The organism is Streptomyces sp. NPDC001852 (assembly GCF_042891825.1).
In the GTDB taxonomy this organism is placed as follows: domain Bacteria; phylum Actinomycetota; class Actinomycetes; order Streptomycetales; family Streptomycetaceae; genus Streptomyces.
In genome coordinates this window covers 452,348-466,766 of record NZ_JBIATN010000002.1, presented here as the reverse complement: position 1 = coordinate 466,766, position 14,419 = coordinate 452,348, and the positions used below count along the sequence as shown (strand labels likewise).

At 72.5% G+C, this 14,419-nt stretch carries 14 protein-coding genes; 9 read left to right on the top strand and 5 right to left on the bottom strand.

Annotation, left to right across the window (positions count from 1 at the left end; translation table 11 throughout):
- Positions 1-102 precede the first annotated feature (102 nt).
- Genes cobM through cobC form a run of 6 tightly spaced genes read left to right on the top strand, consistent with a single transcriptional unit; the run spans position 103 to position 6,399 of the window.
- Positions 103-921, top strand: a complete 819-nt coding sequence (cobM, locus tag ACFYZB_RS04915; RefSeq protein ID WP_351209482.1) for a precorrin-4 C(11)-methyltransferase — start codon at positions 103-105, stop codon at positions 919-921.
- A complete protein-coding gene (gene cbiE / locus ACFYZB_RS04910) occupies positions 918-2,165 on the top strand; it encodes a precorrin-6y C5,15-methyltransferase (decarboxylating) subunit CbiE (RefSeq protein ID WP_388754389.1) in 1,248 nt (415 codons plus the stop codon). Before cobM ends, cbiE begins: the two co-directional genes overlap by 4 nt.
- Positions 2,162-3,832, top strand: coding sequence for a precorrin-3B C(17)-methyltransferase (gene cobJ / locus ACFYZB_RS04905; protein ID WP_388754387.1), 1,671 nt, complete (start codon positions 2,162-2,164; stop codon positions 3,830-3,832). Before cbiE ends, cobJ begins: the two co-directional genes overlap by 4 nt.
- On the top strand, positions 3,829-4,416 hold the full coding sequence (locus ACFYZB_RS04900; RefSeq protein WP_388754385.1) for a precorrin-8X methylmutase: 588 nt from the start codon (positions 3,829-3,831) through the stop codon (positions 4,414-4,416). The genes cobJ and ACFYZB_RS04900 overlap by 4 nt, the downstream gene beginning before the upstream one ends.
- On the top strand, positions 4,413-5,348 hold the full coding sequence (locus ACFYZB_RS04895; protein WP_351209478.1) for a sirohydrochlorin chelatase: 936 nt from the start codon (positions 4,413-4,415) through the stop codon (positions 5,346-5,348). Before ACFYZB_RS04900 ends, ACFYZB_RS04895 begins: the two co-directional genes overlap by 4 nt.
- Positions 5,338-6,399 (top strand): Rv2231c family pyridoxal phosphate-dependent protein CobC, encoded by a 1,062-nt coding sequence (gene cobC / locus ACFYZB_RS04890; protein WP_388754383.1) that lies wholly within the window; start codon positions 5,338-5,340, stop codon positions 6,397-6,399. The genes ACFYZB_RS04895 and cobC overlap by 11 nt, the downstream gene beginning before the upstream one ends.
- A gap of 74 nt (positions 6,400-6,473) precedes the next feature.
- Here cobC and ACFYZB_RS04885 read toward each other — a convergent pair whose 3' ends face one another.
- From ACFYZB_RS04885 to ACFYZB_RS04865, 5 genes are all read right to left on the bottom strand, one after another.
- Positions 6,474-7,376: an SCO1860 family LAETG-anchored protein gene (locus ACFYZB_RS04885; protein WP_388754380.1), complete on the bottom strand. Its 903-nt coding sequence runs from the start codon at positions 7,374-7,376 to the stop codon at positions 6,474-6,476.
- Between the two features lie 143 nt (positions 7,377-7,519).
- Positions 7,520-8,611 (bottom strand): amidohydrolase family protein, encoded by a 1,092-nt coding sequence (locus ACFYZB_RS04880; RefSeq protein ID WP_388754377.1) that lies wholly within the window; start codon positions 8,609-8,611, stop codon positions 7,520-7,522.
- A gap of 18 nt (positions 8,612-8,629) precedes the next feature.
- A complete protein-coding gene (locus ACFYZB_RS04875; protein ID WP_388754375.1) occupies positions 8,630-9,424 on the bottom strand; it encodes an amino acid ABC transporter ATP-binding protein in 795 nt (264 codons plus the stop codon).
- Positions 9,421-10,254: an amino acid ABC transporter permease gene (locus ACFYZB_RS04870; RefSeq protein ID WP_388754372.1), complete on the bottom strand. Its 834-nt coding sequence runs from the start codon at positions 10,252-10,254 to the stop codon at positions 9,421-9,423. Before ACFYZB_RS04870 ends, ACFYZB_RS04875 begins: the two co-directional genes overlap by 4 nt.
- A complete protein-coding gene (locus ACFYZB_RS04865) occupies positions 10,251-11,099 on the bottom strand; it encodes a basic amino acid ABC transporter substrate-binding protein (RefSeq protein WP_351209472.1) in 849 nt (282 codons plus the stop codon). Before ACFYZB_RS04865 ends, ACFYZB_RS04870 begins: the two co-directional genes overlap by 4 nt.
- Before the next feature lie 151 nt (positions 11,100-11,250).
- Between ACFYZB_RS04865 and ACFYZB_RS04860 the strand changes: the two genes are divergently transcribed.
- From ACFYZB_RS04860 to ectB, 3 genes are all read left to right on the top strand, one after another.
- Entirely contained in the window at positions 11,251-12,294 is a 1,044-nt protein-coding gene (locus ACFYZB_RS04860; protein WP_388754370.1) for a pyridoxal-phosphate-dependent aminotransferase family protein, read from the top strand.
- A 310-nt stretch (positions 12,295-12,604) separates the two neighbouring features.
- On the top strand, positions 12,605-13,123 hold the full coding sequence (gene ectA, locus ACFYZB_RS04855; protein ID WP_351209470.1) for a diaminobutyrate acetyltransferase: 519 nt from the start codon (positions 12,605-12,607) through the stop codon (positions 13,121-13,123).
- Positions 13,124-13,145: 22 nt separating this feature from the next.
- Positions 13,146-14,417: a diaminobutyrate--2-oxoglutarate transaminase gene (gene ectB, locus ACFYZB_RS04850; protein ID WP_388754368.1), complete on the top strand. Its 1,272-nt coding sequence runs from the start codon at positions 13,146-13,148 to the stop codon at positions 14,415-14,417.
- The last annotated feature ends 2 nt before the right edge of the window (positions 14,418-14,419 follow it).

The window sequence follows — 14,419 nt, the reverse complement described above, 5'->3', positions numbered from 1 at the left end:
GATGGAGGTGCCTTCGCGCACATCCGGCCGGGCCCGCATCGGTGCAGAACCTGATATTTCTCCCGCTTTTCATCCATGATCCCGTACGAGAGGACCCTCCCCATGGCCGATGCCCCCACCGGCAAGGTGACGTTCGTCGGTGCCGGCCCCGGCGCCGCCGATCTGCTGACGTTCCGCGCCGCGCGCGCGATCGCGGAGGCGGACGTGGTGATCTGGGCGGCGAGCCTGGTCCAGGCGGAGGTCCTCGAACACGCGCGCGCGGACGCCGAGATCCTGGACTCGGCGACCATGCCCCTGGAGGAGGTCGTCGCCGTCTACCGGCGCGCCCACGGCGAGGGGCTGAAGGTGGCGCGGATCCACTCCGGCGACCCGGCGCTGTGGGGCGGCACGCAGGAGCAGCTGGACCGGTGCGCGGAGATCGGGATCGAGACCGAGGTCGTGCCCGGGGTCTCCGCCTTCTCCGCCGTCGCCGCTCTCGCACAGCGCGAGCTCACCATCCCGGAGGTCGCGCAGTCCGTCGTCCTCACCCGGCTGGGTGGCGGCAAGACGCCGATGCCGCCCGGCGAGGAGGTACGCGAGTTCGCCCGGCACGGCACCACCATGGCGATCTTCCTGTCGGCCGCGCGCAGCGGCCAGCTGGTGCGCGAGCTGCTGGAGGGCGGCTACCCGACGGACACCCCCGTGGTCATCGCCTACCAGGCGACCTGGCCGGAGGAACTGGTCGTGAGGTGCACGGTCGGCACGCTGGAGGAGACGGTCAAGGAGCACAAGCTCTGGAAGCACACGCTCTTCCTCGTCGGCCCGGCGCTGGACGCGCACGGGACGCGTTCGCATCTGTACCACCCCGGTCACTTCCACGGGTACCGCAAGGCCGACCCGGAGGCCCGGCGGGCCCTGCGGGAGCGGGGAGCGAGCAGTTGATCACGGTCGTCGGGGCGGGGACGGGCACGCCGGTCGCCGATGACGTCCTCGCGGGGGCCGCCCTGGTGGTCGGCGGGCGCCGGCACCTGGACGCGGTGCGGCTGCCCGCCGGCGCCGAGCGGGTCGTGCTCGGGCCGCTGGCGCCCGCCCTGGACACGATCGCCGAGTATGTCGACAAAGAGCTTCCGGTGCTGGTGCTGGCCTCCGGTGATCCGGGGTTCTTCGGGATCGTGCGGGTGCTGGCCGAGCGGTTCGGGTCGCGGCGGCTCCGGGTGCGGCCCGGGGTGTCGTCCGTGGCCACCGCGTTCGCCCGGGCGGGGCTGCCGTGGGACGACGCCGTGGTCGTCAGCGCGCACGGCCGGGAGCTGCGTACGGCGGTCAACGTGTGCCGGGCGCTGCCGAAGGTGGCGGTGCTGACGGGGCCGGGCGCGGGCCCGGCGGAACTGGGGGCGGCGCTGTTGCACGAGGCACGGGGGCCGGAGCGTCTCCTCGTCGTCGCCCGTGCCCTCGGCTCCGCGGCGGAACGGGTCGAACGAGTCACGCCGGCCGAGGCCGCCGCCCGGGACTGGGGCTCGGACGTCAGCGTGGTGCTGTGCCTCGACGAGACGCGCGCCCTCGGCGGGGTGCGCACGGTCGCCGGGGCGCCGGCCGGGCCGTCCGGGTGGGCCCTGGACGAGGGCGAGTTCGCCCACCGCGACTCGATGATCACCAAGTTCGAGGTGCGGGCGCTGGCGCTGGCCCGGCTGGGGCCCCGGCTGGGCGACCTGGTGTGGGACGTCGGCGCCGGCTCGGGCTCGGTGGCGGTGGAGTGCGCGCGGCTCGGCGCGGCCGTCGTCGCCGTGGAGAAGGCGGCGGACGGGGTGGAGCGGATCCGCGCCAACGCCCGCGCCCACGGCGTGGACGTGGACGTGGTGCACGGCTCGGCGCCACAGGCCCTGGACGAGCTCGCCGGCGATCCCGACGCCGTGTTCGTCGGCGGCGGGGGGCGCGAACTGCCCGCCGTCGTCACCGCGTGCGCCCGGCGGGCCCGGCGTACGGTCGTCGTCGCCATGGCGGCGCTGGACCGCGTACCGGCGGCGCGCGAGGCGCTCACGGCCGCCGGGTTCACCTGCGACGGGGTGCTGCTGCAGTCGTCGCGACTGGCGCCGCTGCCCGGGGACGTGACCCGGCTCGCGGCGACCAACCCCGTGTTTCTGCTCTGGGGCGTCAGAACCCCGGTGCCTAGTGAAGGAGTGTTCCAGTGATCGGCCTGATTTCCGCCACCGCGGCGGGGGCGGCGGCGCGGGACCGGCTGGCCGCGGCCTGGCCGGGCCGGGTGCGGGTGTACGAGGGTCCCGTCGGTGAGGCGGTGCGGGCCGCGTTCGCCGAGTGCGAGCAGGTGGTGTGCTTCCTGGCGACGGGCGCGGTGGTACGGCTGCTCGCGCCACTGCTCGGCGACAAGACGGCCGACCCCGGCGTGGTGTGCGTCGACGAGGGCGGCCGGTTCGCGGTGTCGCTGGTCGGCGGGCACGGCGGCGGCGCCAACGAACTCGCCCGGGAAGTCGGCGAGTTGCTGGGTGCCGAGCCGGTGGTGACGACCGCGACCGACTCGGTGGGGCTGGCGGGCCTGGACACGCTGGGGCTGCCGTACGAGGGCTCGGTCGCGACCGTGTCGCGCGCCCTGCTGGACGGCGAACCGGTCGCGCTGGAGACGGAGTTGGCGTGGCCGCTGCCGCCGCTGCCGACCGCGCCGCGGGGCCCGTACACGATCCGGCTCACCGACCGGGACGTCGAACCCGGCGAGCGCGAGGTGCTGCTGAGGCCGCCCTCCCTGGTCGTCGGGGTCGGCGCGTCCAGGGGCGCGCCGGTGGAGGAGGTCCTCGGGCTGGTCGAGGCGGCGCTGCGGGAAGCGGGGCTGTCGCACAGGTCCGTGGCCGAACTCGCCACCGTCGACGCCAAGGCGGAGGAGCCGGGCCTCGTGGCCGCCGCCGGGCGGCTGGGGGTGCCACTGGTGACGTACTCCGCCGAGGAGCTGGCCGCCGTCGAGGTGCCCAATCCGTCCCACGCGCCGCTCGCGGCCGTCGGCACCCCGTCGGTGGCGGAGGCCGCCGCCCTGCTGCGCGGCGGTGAACTCCTCGTGCCGAAGCGGAAGTCGGCCATGGCGACGTGTGCCGTCGTACGGCGTCCGGGGCGCGGGCGGCTCGCGGTGGTCGGGCTCGGACCCGGCGCCCGGGACCTGCTGACCCCGCGCGCGGCGGCCGAGCTGCGCCGGGCCTCGGTGCTGGTCGGACTCGACCAGTACGTGGACCAGATCCGCGATCTGCTGCGGCCCGGCACCCGGGTCCTGGAGTCGGGGCTCGGCGCCGAGGAGGAGCGGGCCCGTACGGCGGTCGCCGAGGCCCGCCGGGGACACGCGGTCGCACTGATCGGCAGCGGGGACGCCGGTGTGTACGCCATGGCCTCCCCGGCGCTGGCCGAGGCGTCGGAGGACATCGACGTGGTCGGGGTGCCCGGGGTGACGGCCGCGCTGGCCGCCGGGGCGATCCTGGGGGCGCCGCTGGGCCACGACCACGTGTCCATCAGCCTGTCCGACCTGCACACGCCGTGGGAGGTCATCGAGCGGCGGGTGCGGGCGGCGGCCGAGGCGGACCTCGTCGTCACCTTCTACAACCCGCGCTCCCGGGGCCGCGACTGGCAGCTGCCGAAGGCGCTCGGCATCCTCGCCGAGCACCGGGAGCCGACGACGCCGGTCGGTGTCGTCCGCAACGCCTCCCGGCCGGACGAGTCGAGCCGGGTCACCACGCTCGCCGCTCTCGACCCGGCGACGGTCGACATGATGACGGTCGTGACCGTGGGCAACACCGCCACCCGGACCATCGCCGGGCGCATGGTGACGCCGCGCGGCTACCGCTGGCAGGAGGACAACCGGTGAACCGGATCGTGCACCCCATCGAGCAGGAGTCCTTCCGGCGGCTGCGCGCCCGCCTGGACACCTCGCACTTCCCGCCGCTGACCCGGGCCGTGGTGGAGCGGGTCATCCACTCCGCGGCCGATCTGGAGTACGCGACCGATCTCGTCATGGACGAGGGGGACCTGGCGAAGGCGCATGCGGCGCTGCACGCCGGGGCGCCGGTCGTCGTGGACGTGGAGATGGTCGCGGCCGGCATCACCCGGCGGGAGACCGTCTGCCGGCTGAAGGACGCCGGGTCCGGCCCCGGACTGACCCGTTCCGCCCATGCCGTCCGGCTCGCGTACGAGGAGGTCGGTCCCGGGGCCCTGTGGGTGATCGGCTGTGCGCCGACCGCTCTGGAGGAGCTGCTCACCCTGGACGCCTCCCCCGCGCTCGTCATCGGCCTGCCCGTCGGCTTCGTCGGCGCGGCCGAGTCCAAGGCCGCGTTGCGCGCGAGCGGGCTGCCCGCCGTGAGCAACGTGTCCGAGAAGGGCGGGTCGGCGGTCGCCGCCGCCGCGCTCAACGCCCTGCTGTACCACCCCGTTTCGTCTGAGGAGACCTCGTGACCACCCCGCCCGCCCTGCTCATCGCCGGACACGGCACCCGTGACGACGCCGGAGCCGAGGCGTTCCGCGACTTCGTACGGGAGCTGGGGCGCCGCCATCCCGAGCTGCCCGTCGCCGGCGGCTTCATCGAGCTGTCCCCGCCGCCGCTGGGCGACGCCGTCACCGAGCTGGTCGAGCAGGGGGTACGCCGGTTCGCGGCCGTACCGCTGATGCTGGTGTCCGCCGGGCACGCCAAGGGCGACATCCCGGCCGCGCTGGCCCGCGAGAAGGAACGGCACCCGGGCATCTCGTACACCTACGGCCGTCCCCTGGGCCCGCACCCGGCACTGCTGAGCGTGCTGGAGCGGCGGCTCGACGACGCGCTGGGCTCCTCCGCGAGGAGCCCCGAGGACCGGTCCGACGTGACGGTGCTGCTGGTGGGCCGCGGTTCGACGGACCCCGATGCCAACGCCGAGGTGTACAAGGCGGCGCGGCTGCTGTGGGAGGGCCGCGGATACGCCGGGGTGGAGACGGCGTTCGTGTCGCTGGCGGCGCCGGACGTGCCGAGCGGGCTGGACCGGTGCAAGGCGCTGGGGGCGCGCAGGATCGTCGTACTCCCCTACTTCCTCTTCACCGGGATCCTGCCGGACCGGGTGCGGCAGCAGACCGAGGGGTGGGCGGCCGCGCACCCGGAGACCGAGGTGCGGTCGGCCGATGTCATCGGGCCCGAGCCGGAACTGCTGGACCTGGTGATGGAGCGGTACGAGGAGGCCGTCAAGGGCGATCTGCGCATGAACTGCGACTCGTGCGTGTACCGGATCGCGCTGCCGGGCTTCGAGGACAAGGTGGGGCTGCCGCAGCAGCCGCACTTCCACCCCGACGACGACGGCCACCACAGCCATGGGCACGGGCATCACCATCACGGGGGGCATTCGCACAGCCATGCGCACTGAGGGCACGGGCACGGGGCCGGATCTGCGGCATCACGGGGACGCCGAGGTGCGGGACGAGGGGGCGGCGCTGGTCGACCTCGCCGTCAACGTCCGTGCGGACACGCCCCCTTCGTGGCTGCGGGAGGAGATCGCCGGCTCGCTGACGTCCCTCGCGGCCTACCCGGACGGGCGGGCCGCGCGGGCGGCGGTGGCGGCGCGGCACGGGCTGCCGGTGGAGCGGGTGCTGCTGACGGCGGGCGCGGCGGAGGCGTTCGTGCTGCTCGCCCGCGCGCTGAAGGTACGGCGACCGGTCGTGGTGCACCCGCAGTTCACCGAGCCGGAGGCGGCGCTCAGGGACGCGGGGCACACCGTGGACCGGGTGCTGCTGCGGGAGGAGGACGGGTTCCGGCTGGATCCGGAGGCGGTGCCGGAGGGCGCCGATCTGGTGGTGATCGGGAACCCGACCAATCCGACCTCGGTGCTGCATCCGGCGGGGGCGATCGCCCGACTCGCCCGGCCCGGCCGGGTGCTGGTGGTCGACGAGGCGTTCATGGACGCGGTGCCGGGTGAGCGGGAGGCACTGGCCGGGCGGACCGACGTGCCGGGGCTGGTCGTGCTGCGCAGTCTCACCAAGACATGGGGTCTGGCCGGGCTGCGGATCGGGTATGTGCTGGCTCCTGCGGAGATCATCGCTTCGCTGGAGCGGGCGCAGCCGTTGTGGCCCGTCTCCACGCCGGCCCTGGCCGCCGCCCGGGCGTGCGTGGCGCCGCGGGCGCTGGCGGAGGCGGGGCATGCGGCGCATCGCATCGCGGCGGACCGGGCCCATCTGGTGGCGGGGCTGGCGGAGTTCGCGTCCCGCGGGGTCCGGGTGGTGGAGCCTGCGCAGGGGCCGTTCGTGCTGGTCCGGATGCGGGGCGCTGCCGCTGTACGGCACCGGTTGCGTGAGCTGGGTTATGCGGTGCGGCGGGGGGACACGTTTCCGGGGCTCGGGGAGGAGTGGGTGCGGGTGGCGGTGCGGGACCGGGTGACCGTGAACGGCTTCCTGAAGGCGCTGTCGGCTGTGCTTCCGTAGCCGGGCCCCGCCAGGGGGCTCCGCCCCCCTGCCCGGCGTGACGGCCGAGCGGGGAGCGGTACGGGGAAGTGGCGTCAGCTCTTGCGGCGTCGGGCCACCGTCACCGCTCCCGCGCCGAGCAGCACCAGCGCCAGCGCGCCGCCCGCGACGTACGGGGTCGCTGAGCTGCTGCCGGTCTCCGCGAGGTCCTGTCTGGCTCCCTGGGGCCTCACGTCGGCGGCCGGGTCGTGGCTCGGGACCGGGTGCCCGGTGGGCGGGACCGTCGGGGACTCGCAGGTCGCCTTGGCCAGGGTGACGGTGCCCTCGACGTCGGCGACGTTGAGTCTCAACGGGTTGACGGAGAGCTTGAGCCGGAGTGCGGTGGCGGCGGCCGTGCGGCTCGTGGTGCTGCGCTGGGCGAGGTCGAGGCGCACCTCGCCGACTCCCGGCACCTTGACCTCGGTCGGGCCGCCGGCGGTGAGGGTGACGCGCTTGCCGAGGACGGTGACGGCGCCGAGGACGTTCGCGTCGGCCACGGGCGCCTTGCCGGCCTCGCAGGTGGCCTTCGCGGTGACCGTGCCGACCTCGATCAGGGACAGCAGGGGCAGGCCGGGGACGTGCAGCCGGGCGTCGACGAGCCGGACCGAGCCCTCGGCGCGCCGGGCGGTCACCGTGGCCTTCGCCTGGGCGACGTCCGCGCCGAGAACCGCGAACGGCCGGCCGTCGGCGACGCCGTCGAGCCGGGCGGACAGCGCCGTCCTGTCGGCGCTCCGCGGTGCCTGGACCTCGTCGAGGGAGACCGCGAGCGGGACGTCGACGGTCTTGTCGAGCAGGGACACGTCGAGCCCGGTACGCAGGACGACGGCGGAGGCGCGACCGTGGTCGGTGGTCGCGTGCGCGGCGCCCGCGCCCAGGGCCACGGGCGCCGCGGCGAGGGCGGTGACCGTCACCGCGGCGGCGAGACGGCGTGCGGGCATGCGGAAGTTGTGGCTGTTCAAGGTGGTGGGACCCCCAGTGAAAACATGCTTGGGACCCGTCAACCTTGTACGCCCTGTGGGTGAACGGTCAGCGATCCCGGGTCACTTCACCCGAATGTGGATATCCCGCACATCTCTTCGAATCACCGGGCACGGGCGTTCCCCTACTGCACGATCCGCCCGTTCAGCACCACCCGGCGCGGCGCCGCCAGCACCCGTACGTCCGCGCGCGGGTCGCCCTCGTACACCACCAGGTCGGCCGGCGCGCCCTCGTCCAGGCCGGGCCGGCCGAGCCAGGCGCGGGCGCCCCAGGACGCCGCCGACAGGGCCTGCACCGGCGGGATGCCCGCGGTGACCAGCTCGGCGACCTCCTCCGCGACCAGGCCGTGGGCCAGCGAGCCGCCGGCGTCCGTGCCGACGAACACCGGGATCCCGGCGTCGTGGGCGCCGCGCACGGTGTCGTAGCGGCGCTCGTGGAGCCTGCGCATGTGCGCGGACCAGCGCGGGAACCTGGTGTCGCCGCCGGCCGCGAGCTGCGGGAAGGTGGCGATGTTGACGAGGGTGGGGACGATCGCGACCCCTCGCTCGGCGAACAGCGGGATCAGGTCCTCGGTCAGGCCCGTGGCGTGCTCGATGCAGTCGATGCCGGCCTCGACCAGGTCGCGCAGGGAGCTCTCGGCGAAGCAGTGCGCGGTGACGCGGGCGCCGCGCCGGTGGGCCTCGGCGATGGCGGCCTCGACGGCCTCGCGGGGCCAGCAGGGGGCGAGGTCGCCGAGGTCGCGGTCGATCCAGTCGCCGACCAGCTTGACCCAGCCGTCGCCGCGCCGGGCCTCCTGGGCGACGTAGGCGACGAGGTCGTCCGGTTCGATCTCCCAGGCGTAGTTGCGGATGTAGCGGCGGGTGCGGGCGATGTGCCGGCCGGCGCGGATGATCTTCGGCAGGTCCTCGCGGTCGTCGACCCAGCGGGTGTCGGAGGGCGAGCCGGCGTCCCGGATCAGCAGGGTGCCCGCCTCCCGGTCGGTGAGCGCCTGCTTCTCGGCGGTGGCGGCGTCGACCGGGCCCTGAGCGCCGAGGCCCACATGGCAGTGCGCGTCGACCAGGCCGGGCAGCGCCCAGCCCTCGACGGTCCGGAGGTCCCGGGCGCCGGCGGGGCGGTCGTACGACACCCGGCCCCCGACCACCCACAGCTCGTCGCGGACGTCCTCGGGCCCGACGAGGACCCGCCCCTTCACGTGCAGCACGGCGCCATCGCTCATGTACTGCACCTTAATGAGCTACTGCTCGGGCTTGCCCACCTGGTCCGAGGTCTCCTCCTCCACCTCGGCCATCGCCGGGTCCAGCACCCGGGACAGGAAGTGGCGGGTGCGCTCGTGCTGCGGGTCGCCGATGACCTGCTCGGGGCTGCCGTCCTCGACGATCACGCCGCCGTCCATGAAGACGACCCGGTCGGCGACCTCGCGGGCGAAGCTCATCTCATGGGTCACGACCATCATGGTCATGCCCTCCCGGGCGAGCCTGCGCATCACCGCGAGGACGTCCCCGACCAGCTCGGGGTCGAGCGCCGAGGTCGGCTCGTCGAAGAGCATGACCTCCGGGCCCATCGCCAGCGCCCGGGCGATGGCCACGCGCTGCTGCTGGCCGCCGGAGAGGGAGGACGGGTAGGCCGCCGCCTTCTCGGCCAGGCCGACCCGGGCCAGGTTCTCGGCGGCGATCCTCGCGGCGGTCTCCTTGTCCCGCTTGAGAACCCTGCGCTGCGGCAGCGTGAGGTTCTCGGTGACGCTCAGGTGCGGGAAGAGGTTGAACTGCTGGAAGACCATGCCGATCCGGCGGCGCACGGCGTCGATGTCGACGTCCGGGTCGGTCAGCTCGGTGCCGCCGACGAAGACCTGGCCGTCGGTGGGCTCCTCCAGCAGGTTCACACAGCGCAGCAGCGTGGACTTGCCGGAGCCGGAGGGGCCGATGACGCAGACGACCTCGCCCTGCTCGATCTCCAGGTCGATGCCGCGCAGGACTCGGTTGTCGCCGAAGGACTTGTGCAGGTCCCGGACGCGGATCTCGGGGCGGGTCACTTGATCTCCTCCTGGGCCCTGGCCTCCAGACGGCGGGCGACGAAGCCGAGCGGAATGGTGACCAGCAGGTAGCACAGGCCCGCGACCAGGATGGGCGTGGAGTTGGCGGTCGTACTGGCCAGGTCCCGGCCGTACTTGGACAGTTCGCGCTCCTCCAGGGTCACGCCGAGCAGCAGCACCAGCGAGGAGTCCTTGAAGAGCATGATCAGCTCGTTGGTGAGCGGCGGGAGGATGATCCGGAAGGCCTGCGGGATGATGATGGAGATCATGGCCTTGGCCGGCGAGAACCCGAGGGAACGGGCCGCCTCCATCTGCCCCCGGGGTACCGCCTGGATACCGGCACGGAACGTCTCCGCCATGTAGGCGGCGCCGATGAGGCCGAGGCCGAGGGCGCCCTTGCCGTAGGTGCCGCCCGGAATCTCCGTGCCGGGGAAGGCCAGCGGCACGGCCACCGCGATGAAGACGAAGATCAGCAGGGCGGGCAGACCGCGGAAGACCTCGATGTAGATGCCCGCCAGCCAGCGGTAGGGGCCCACGGAGGACAGCCGCATCAGCGCGATGACCAGGCCGAGTGCCAGTCCGAGGACGAATCCGGACACCGTGTACAGGACGGTGTTCTTCAGCGCCAGGGTGATGACGTCCGGCCACATCTGCCGGGCGATGCCGCCCTGCGCGAACTGGTTCTGCAGCCGCCCCCAGTCCGCCGTGACCGCTGCGGCGATCACGGCGGCGACGAAGACGACGTACTGGATGCCCCGGGACAGCCGGCGCTTACGGGTCCGGGTCAGCCGCTTCTTCCTGGGCCGGAGTTGTACGTCGAGATCGGTCATGAGGCGGCGGGAGAGGCCACGGAGGCGTTGTACGGGCCGATCCACTGCTCGTAGAGCTTCTTGTAGGTGCCGTCGGCCTTGGCGTCCTTCAGGGCCTTGTTGATGGCCTCGCGCAGCGCCGTGTTGCCCTTCTTGACCGTGAAGCCGTACTGCTCGCCGGTCTTGAGGTTGTCGACGACCTTGAACTTGTCCGCGTCGGCCTTGTTCTTCAGCCAGCCCTGGACGACCGGGTAGTCGATGACGACGGCCTGGACCTGGCCGGTGCGCAGGCCGTTGAGGACCGCGTCGGAGGACTCGAAGGAGATGGGGTCGTAGCCCTTGCCCTTGACGTAGTCCTCGCCGGTGGTCTGCGCCTGGGCACCGAGCTTCTTGCCCTTGGCCTTGACGTCGGCGAGCGAGTTGATGCCGCTGTTCTTCGCGACGAGGACGGCCTGGGTGGCCTCGAAGTACGGGTCGGAGAAGTCGACGTTCTTCTTGCGCTCGGGGGTGATCGTCATGCCGGCGGCGGCCAGGTCGCACTGGCCGGAGTTCAGGAACGCGCCGGTCTTGAAGTTCTCGAACGGCGTGTCGACGATCTGCTGCTGGACGCCGAGGTTCTTGGCGACGAGGTCGATGAGGGAGACGTCGAAGCCCTGCACCTTGCCGTTGATCTCCGACTGGAACGGCGGGTACGGCAGGTGGGTGCAGGTGGTCAGTTGACCGGCCTTGACGACGTGGACCCCCTTGACGGTGGCCCCGCTGCCCCCGTTGCCGTTCGAGGAGCAGCCGGCCACGACCAGGACCAGCCCGGCGGTCGCGGTGGTGGCAGCCAGGAGGCGGGTCCGGCGTCCGAGCAGCGTTTTCATGGGGGCCATCTTCTCTGTGGGGGAACTGTGGGTTCCGATTATAAGGAAGAGTTTGAGTCTCTCAAATCAAACCGATGGTTACGGAGCCGTTGGACCTAAGATCGGTGGAGTTGACCCCGGACATTGCCCCGACAACGAAGAGAGCGCCGCCGTGACCCACCCGTTCCTCGACCTGCCTCCGCTGAGTGCCGAGCACTTCGCCGCCATCGAGGACGGGGTCGCCCGGCTGCTGGACACCCGGCAGGACGTGCTGATCACCCAGGGCGAGGCGCTGCTGCCGCTGGAGGGCGCGATCCGCGCGGCGGCCGGTCCGGGCACGGTGGCCCTGAACGTGATCACCGGCCCCTACGGGCAGACCTTCGGCAACTGGCTCCGGGACGCGGGGGCGACGGTGTACGACCTCTCCGTCCCCTTCCACACGGCGGTGACGGCGGACCAGGTCCGGGAGGCGTTCGCCGAGCATCCGGAGATCGACTTCGTGTCGCTGGTGCACGCGGAGGCGGCGACCGGCAACACCAACCCGGTCGCGGAGATCGGCGAGGCGGTACGGGAGCAGGGCGCGCTGTTCTACCTGGACGCGGTCGCCTCCGTGGGCGCGGAGCCGGTGCTGCCGGACGCGTGGGGGGTGGACCTGTGCGTGATCGGTGCGCAGAAGGCGATGGGCGGCCCGGCGGGGGTCTCGGCGATCTCGGTGAGCGAGCGGGCCTGGGCCCGGATGACGGCCAACCCGAACGCGCCGCGCCGCTCCTATCTGTCCCTGCTGGACTGGAAGGAGCGCTGGACCGACGCCGGCCGCGCGGTGCTGCCGCACGCTCCGGCGCAGTTGGAGATGCTGGCGCTGGAGGCCTGTCTGGAGCGGATCGAGTCGGTGGGGCCGGCTGTGGTGATGGACCGGCACCGGAGCGCCGCGCTGGCCACGCGGGCCGGTGCGGTCGCCCTGGGTGGCGGGCTTGAGCCGTACGTCCACGAGGAGAAGGACGCGGCGCCCGTCGCCACGACCCTGCGGGTGCCGTCGAGCGTGGTCGCCTCGGAGCTGGTGGCGCGCGCGCTGGCCGAGGACCCGACGTTGCCGATCGCCGCCGGCGGTGGGGCACTGGCCGAGGAGATGATCCGGGTCAACCATTACGGGGCGGATGCTTCGCCGGAGACCGTGCAGAGGTGCCTGGCGGCCGTTGGGGCGGCCCTCGGCGTGTGACGCCGGGCATGCCGGCATTCTGCGTGAACGAATCGACAGGACCACCGGAGCCTGAATTCAATTTAGTTTCACAATTTCCGCCAATTTCCCGGGTGGTAGCTTCCCATCTTCTTCTGCCCGCTTTTTGCAAGCCTAAACAGGTGAGTTTCCTGGCGGTTTTCTGACGGTTTCCACAGTGTGACACACTCCACAGTGCGGTGCTTTTGCCCCGATTTGATGCGGGTCTATCCGGACATTTCGCCTCCCCTTCTGTGTCGCACAGGGACCGCGGCCGTGCATTTCCTAATTCGCCTCGCTAAATTCGTGCCGCATGACTGCCGCACCCGCAGACCTGATCGTCGACCAGCCGGCGGTGACGGACGGAGCCACGCTCTGGCGTCTCGCCAAGGACTCGAAAACCCTCGACCTGAACTCCTCGTACAGCTATCTGCTGTGGTGCCGGGACTTCGCCGGCACCTCGGCGGTGGCGCGCGGTGCGGACGGGGAGCCGGTCGGCTTCGTCACCGGCTATGTGCGGCCGGAGCGCCCCCGCACGCTGCTGGTGTGGCAGGTGGCCGTCGACTCCGCGCACCGGGGACTCGGCATCGCCGCCGCGCTGCTGGACGGGCTGACCGCACGGCTGACCGCCGAGCGCGGCATCACCGACGTGGAGACCACCATCACGCCCGGCAACAGCGCCTCCGAGCGGCTGTTCGCCTCGTTCGCCGCCCGGCACGGCGCGCGCCTGGAGCGTGAGGTGCTGTTCCCCGCCGAGCTGTTCCCGGACGGTCCGCACGACCCCGAAGTCCTGTACCGCATCGGCCCGTTGACCGACGTCACCCCCCACTGAAGCCCCCGAGGAGCGATTCACCGTGACCATCACCCAGCCCGACCTCAGTGTCTTCGAGACCCTCGAGTCCGAGGTGCGCAGCTACTGCCGCGGCTGGCCCACGGTCTTCGACCGCGCGCAGGGCAGCCGGATGTTCGACGAGGACGGCCATGCCTACCTCGACTTCTTCGCCGGTGCCGGCTCACTCAACTACGGCCACAACAACCCGGTGCTCAAACGGGCGTTGATCGACTATCTGTCCCGGGACGGGGTGACCCACGGCCTGGACATGTCGACCACGGCCAAGCGGTCCTTCCTGCAGACCTTCCAGGATCTGGTGCTGCGCCCGCGCGACCTGCCGTACAAGGTCATGTTCCCGGGGCCGACCGGCACCAACGCCGTGGAGTCGGCGCTGAAGCTGGCGCGGAAGGTGAAGGGCCGCGAGGCCATCGTGTCCTTCACCAACGCCTTCCACGGGATGTCGCTCGGCTCCCTCGCCGTCACCGGCAACGCCTTCAAACGGGCCGGCGCCGGGATCCCGCTGGTGCACGGCACGCCGATGCCCTTCGACAACTACTTCGACGGCACGGTCCCGGACTTCCTGTGGTTCGAGCGGCTGCTGGAGGACCAGGGCTCCGGCCTCAACAAGCCCGCCGCGGTGATCGTGGAGACCGTGCAGGGCGAGGGCGGCATCAACGTGGCCCGGCCCGAGTGGCTGCGCGCGCTGAAGGAGCTGTGCGAGCGGCAGGACATGCTGCTGATCGTCGACGACATCCAGATGGGCTGCGGCCGTACCGGCGCCTTCTTCTCCTTCGAGGAGGCCGGGATCGCGCCCGACATCGTCACCGTGTCGAAGTCGATCAGCGGGTACGGACTGCCGATGTCGCTGTGCCTGTTCAAGCCGGAGCTGGACGTCTGGGAGCCGGGCGAGCACAACGGCACCTTCCGGGGCAACAACCCCGCGTTCGTGACCGCCACCGCGGCCCTGGAGACGTACTGGACCGACGGCTCGGCCATGGAGAAGCAGACCCGGGCCCGTGGCGAGCAGGTCGAGCAGGCGCTGATCTCCATCACCGAGGAGAACCTCGCCGATGTGAAGGAGTACCGCGGCCGCGGCCTGGTGTGGGGCATGGAGTTCCACGACAAGGACCGGGCCTCGCGGATCGCGCGGCGGGCCTTCGAGCTCGGGCTGCTCATCGAGACGTCCGGCCCGGAGGGCGAGGTCGTCAAACTGCTGCCCGCTCTCACCGTCACCCCCGACGAGCTGGACGAGGGCCTGAGCGTCCTCGCCCGTGCCGTCCGCGAAACCGCCTGATC

What these genes read in the sequence shown, in the direction of transcription:
- cobC (WP_388754383.1), top strand. Translation starts at nt 5,338, where the DNA reads ATGCGCACTGAGGGCACGGGCACGGGGCCGGATCTGCGGCATCACGGG.
- ACFYZB_RS04870 (WP_388754372.1), bottom strand. Translation starts at nt 10,254, where the DNA reads ATGACCGATCTCGACGTACAACTCCGGCCCAGGAAGAAGCGGCTGACC.
- ectA (WP_351209470.1), top strand. Translation starts at nt 12,605, where the DNA reads ATGACTGCCGCACCCGCAGACCTGATCGTCGACCAGCCGGCGGTGACG.
- cobM (WP_351209482.1), top strand. Translation starts at nt 103, where the DNA reads ATGGCCGATGCCCCCACCGGCAAGGTGACGTTCGTCGGTGCCGGCCCC.
- ACFYZB_RS04880 (WP_388754377.1), bottom strand. Translation starts at nt 8,611, where the DNA reads ATGAGCGATGGCGCCGTGCTGCACGTGAAGGGGCGGGTCCTCGTCGGG.
- ACFYZB_RS04865 (WP_351209472.1), bottom strand. Translation starts at nt 11,099, where the DNA reads ATGAAAACGCTGCTCGGACGCCGGACCCGCCTCCTGGCTGCCACCACC.